The 4,254-nt window shown below is 74.0% G+C and carries 4 protein-coding genes; 2 read left to right on the top strand and 2 right to left on the bottom strand.

The window, feature by feature from the left end; translation table 11 throughout:
• Positions 1–125: 125 nt before the first annotated feature.
• Positions 126–1,676, bottom strand: coding sequence for an acyl-CoA synthetase (locus H5J29_RS22905; RefSeq protein ID WP_181783103.1), 1,551 nt, complete (start codon positions 1,674–1,676; stop codon positions 126–128).
• A gap of 94 nt (positions 1,677–1,770) precedes the next feature.
• On the opposite strand from H5J29_RS22905, the gene H5J29_RS22900 reads away from it, so the two are divergent.
• Positions 1,771–2,406 (top strand): TetR/AcrR family transcriptional regulator, encoded by a 636-nt coding sequence (locus H5J29_RS22900; RefSeq protein WP_181783102.1) that lies wholly within the window; start codon positions 1,771–1,773, stop codon positions 2,404–2,406.
• Between the two features lie 10 nt (positions 2,407–2,416).
• Positions 2,417–2,731, top strand: a complete 315-nt coding sequence (locus H5J29_RS22895) for a hypothetical protein (protein WP_220187802.1) — start codon at positions 2,417–2,419, stop codon at positions 2,729–2,731.
• Positions 2,732–2,847: 116 nt separating this feature from the next.
• On the opposite strand, the gene H5J29_RS22890 is transcribed toward H5J29_RS22895, so the two are convergent.
• A partial coding sequence (locus H5J29_RS22890; protein WP_181783101.1) for an acyclic terpene utilization AtuA family protein occupies positions 2,848–4,254 on the bottom strand: 1,407 nt, incomplete at its 5' end.

Raw genomic sequence — 4,254 nt, 5'->3', positions numbered from 1 at the left:
GACGTGCTCGCCCATCCCGTGGGTGAGCTGCACGATCCCGCGCGGCGACCCGGCGGGGTCCCAGGCGTAGGCGGTGAGCACGGTGCCGTCCCGGCCGGTGACCGGGAACGTGCGGTCGGGGGCGCTCACGCGGTCGCTCCCGCCGCGTAGCGGTCACGGAGCCGGTGTTTCTGCAGCTTCCCGGTCTCGGTGCGGGGCAGGGTGTCGGCGAAGTCGATCCGCCGGGGCACCTTGTAGTGGGCGATGCGCTCCCGGAGGAACCCGGTGAGCTCGGCGGCCAGCGCCTCACCGGGCTCGGCCCCCTCCGCGGGCTGCACGACGGCCACGACCTGCTCGCCCATCTCGTCGTCCGGCACGCCGATCACGGCGAGGTCGGCGACGGCGGGGTGCAGGGTGAGGGCGTCCTCGATCTCCTGCGGGTAGATGTTGACCCCGCCCGAGATGATCATGAAGGCCTTGCGGTCGGTGAGGAAGAGGTAGCCCTCCTCGTCGACGTACCCGACGTCCCCGGTGGTGCCCCAGTTCGGGTGCAGCGGGTGCTGCGCCTTCGCCGTCTTCTCCGGGTCGTTGTGGTACGCGAACGGCAGGACCTCGCGCTCGAAGTAGACGAGCCCGACCTCGTTCGTCTTCACCTCCGGCTGGTCCTCCTGCGCGTCGTCGCAGACCCGCAGCGTGCCGAGCAGGGCCTTGCCCACGGACCCGGGCTTGCGCAGCCAGGTCGTGGAGTCGATGACGGTGATCCCGATGGCCTCGGTGGCGGCGTAGTACTCCTGCAGGATCGGCCCCCACCACTCGATCATCCGCTGCTTGACCTCGACCGGGCAGGGCGCGGCGGCGTGCACGGCGACGCGGTGGCTGGAGAGGTCGTAGCGGCCGCGGACCTCGTCCGGCAGCTTGAGCATCCGGACGAACATCGTGGGCACCCACTGCGAGTGCGTGACGCCGTACCGCTCGACCGCGGCGAGCGCCTGCTCCGCGTCGAACCGCGGCATGATCACCACGGTGCCGCCGACCTGGTGGATCATGCCGCCGAAGCGCAGCGGCGCCGCGTGGTAGAGCGGGGCGGGGGAGAGGTAGACGGTGTCCTCGCCGAAGCCGTACAGCGGGCCGAACACGCCCAGCAGCGCCTCGCCGCCCTCGTGCACCTGCACGCCGGGCAACGGCGCCTTCACGCCCTTCGGTCGCCCGGTCGTCCCGGAGCTGTAGAGCATGTCCTTGCCGCGGGGCTGGTCCGCGAGCGGCTCCGGGGAGGACGCCGCCAGCGCCTCCTCGTAGTCCCGGTAGCCGTCGACGGCGCCGAGGGACAGCGTCACGGCCATCGGCGGGACCTCGGCGAGCAGCGGGACCGCGACGGCCGCCTGCCGCTCGGAGACGATCAGCGCCTTCGCCCCGCAGTCGCCGACGATGTAGGCGACCTCGTCGAGCTGCAGGTGGTGGTTGATCGCGGTGATGTACAGGCCGCTGCGCATGGCGGCCCAGAAGACCTCGTAGGTGTGCAGGCCGTTCTCGGCGAGCAGGGCGACGTCGTCGCCGGGCCGCAGGCCCGCGTCGTACAGCACGCGGGCCAACCGGGCAGAGCGTTCCTCGAGCTCGCCGTAGGTCAGCTGCGCCCCGCTGTCGCTGAGCACGACGGCGGGTCGGGCAGGGTCGATCGTGGCGAAGTGGCCGGGGTACACGGTTGCCTCCTCGTCGAGCACCGGTGGTCGCGGCGGAATGCTCTTGCCTGGCAGAGTGCAAGTCAAGACTGACTGTTTCGGTGACGGGAGTGGCATGAGTGACTCGATCCCCGCGGTCACCCGGCGGGCCCGCAAGGCCGTGGTCAGCCGCCGTCGCATCCTCGACGCGGCGGTCGACTGCCTGGTCGAGGTCGGGTACGCGGAGGCGTCCACGCTGATGGTGCAGCGGCGGGCCGGGGTGTCACGGGGTGGGCTGCTGCACCACTTCCCGTCCAAGGAGGCGCTGTTCGTCGCGGCCGCCACCCTCCTGTCCCGACGACGGGTGGCCGACACGGCGGCGCGGACGGCGGAGTTCGGCTGCCCGGACGGCAGCGTCGAGCGGATCGACGAGGCCATCGCGGCGATGTGGGAGCGGCACGGCGAGGCGTTCTTCCGGGCCTCGATCGAGCTGTGGCTCGCGGCCCAGCACCATCCGGCGCTGCGCGGTGTGGTCTACGAGGCCGAGCGCGGGCTCAACGAGTCCATCCACGCGATCGTGGCCGGGATGTTCGGGCCCGCCTGGGCCGCGCACCCGGAGTTCCCGGCCCTGCGGGAGACCCTCCTGACCAGCATGCGCGGCACCGCGCTCGTGGCCACGTTCGGGGACGCCGGACCGCGGCACGAGCGGATGCTGGAGCACTGGCGCCGGCTGGCCCGGGGCCTGCTCGCCGGACCCGCCGCGGCCCCGTAGCGTGGCGGTCGTGCCCTCCTCGAAGCGATCCCGTGGTCCGGCCTCCGACCTGGTCCGGCAGTGGGTGATGGTGGGCGAGATCGCCTGGGCGGCACCGCAGGTCATCGCGGTGCGGACCGCGCGGCTGGTCGCGGGCGGCTGGCCACCCGACGCCCGCAACCGCCGTGAGCTGCGCCGGATGGTCGGCGAGAAGGCGAGCGCCTTCACCCACGCCACCACGGCCGCCGCCCTCGCCACCCCGGTCGGCCTCGCCGGGATCGGCGTCGCCGCGCTGAAGCCGGTGCACCGCACCGTCCGCGCGAACCTCCGGCGGCTGGGCCGCTGAGCCTCGGCCCGCGGCCGTGAGCCGGACCGACGGCTCGGCGTGCACCGGCTGCGTGTCCTCGACGTCGCCGAGGCCCGCCGCCGACCCGGCTCACGATCGCGGCGCTGTCGCCGGGATCAGGGGAGGAGCTCGGAGGGGATCTCCACGACCCGGGCCCGGGCGTACTCGCTCACGGCCTTGCCGATGGAGTCCACCCGCAGGTTGCTCGACCCCGCCCTGCCGAGCAGCCCCTTGAGGACGAAGTGCACCGCCCGCAGGTGGGGGAGCTCGTGCCGGACGATCTCGAGGTCCTTGGTCTCCGGCAGGAGCCGGCGCAGCTCGTCGACCGTCATCAGGCTGCGCAGCCAGGGCCACGCGGCCGGGTCCGGGGTCCAGACGCCGAGGTTGCTGTTGCCGCCCTTGTCGCCGCTGCGGGCGAAGGCGACCCGGCCCAGCGGGGCGCGCGTCGTCTCGCCGGTGGCGAGGGGGGCGGGCTCGGGGTGCGAGGGCTGTCCGGTGAACGCCTCGGTCACCGCAGGCGGCGCGACGTCCAGGACGGACCCGTCGTCGAGCACCGTGCGGTGGGGGAGGACGTCCTGGGGGAGCAGGCCGGGCCAGTACTCCGTCCGCGGCCGCGGACCCGCGCTCTCCGCGCCCATGAACCCGGGGATGCTGCTCAGCCCCAGGCCGTTGAGCTCGCGCGCGAGCGCCGACAGCGGGCCGCGCTCGGCGGCGGCCGCCGCGATGCGGACGGGGACGGTGGCCTCCCACTGGCTGTGCGGGTCCGCGACGGCGGTGCCGAAGCGCGTGACGTCGAGCTCGGTGATCCCGAGCCGGGCGGCGATCTCGCGGACCTGGGCGTGCAGCAGGTCGTACTTCTCGTCGAGGTCCAGCCCGGTCAGGTGGGTGGTCAGCGCGGTCTGGAAGCCCAGCGGCGCGTAGATCGCGACCTTCGTCGTGGGCGACGGGGGCGTCCCGCGCACGGCGGACAGGGCGACGCGGTCCGGCCCGGCCGGGCCGATCTCCACGGTGTCCAGGTGCACCGTGACGTCCGGGTTCAGGTAGACGGGCCCCTGGATCTCGTAGACGAGCTGGGCCGTGACCGTGTCGACGGTGACGGCACCCTCGTCCGTGCCGTGCTTGGTGATCACGCTGCTGCCGTCCGCGGCGATCTCCGCGATCGGGAAGCCGGGGCGCACGAAGCGCGGCAGTCGCGTGAAGCCCGCGAAGTTGCCGCCCGCCGCCTGCGGGCCGCACTCGATGACGTGCCCGGCCACCACGGCCCCGGCCAGCGCGTCCCAGTCCGCGGTGGCCCAGTCGTGCCACCAGGCCGCGGGCCCGACGACGAGCGACGCGTCGGTGACCCGCCCGCAGACCACGACGTCCGCCCCGGCCCGGAGCGCGGCGGTGATGCCCCAGGCGCCGAGGTAGGCGTTGGCGGCGAGGGGCTCGGCGGCGAGCTCGGACAGCGGCGCCCCGGTGTCGAGGTGCTCGAGCCGGTGCCCGGCCGCCTGCAGCTCGGGGAGCCGGTCCAGCACGTCGTC

The organism is Pseudonocardia pini (assembly GCF_013870575.1).
Lineage (GTDB): Bacteria > Actinomycetota > Actinomycetes > Mycobacteriales > Pseudonocardiaceae > Pseudonocardia > Pseudonocardia pini.
Note: the sequence above shows the minus strand (reverse complement) of the source record. Positions and strands in the feature narration are given on the sequence as shown.

Excerpts from the sequence above, each read along its gene's own strand:
- H5J29_RS22900 (WP_181783102.1), top strand. The coding sequence starts at position 1,771 with ATGAGTGACTCGATCCCCGCGGTCACCCGGCGGGCCCGCAAGGCCGTG.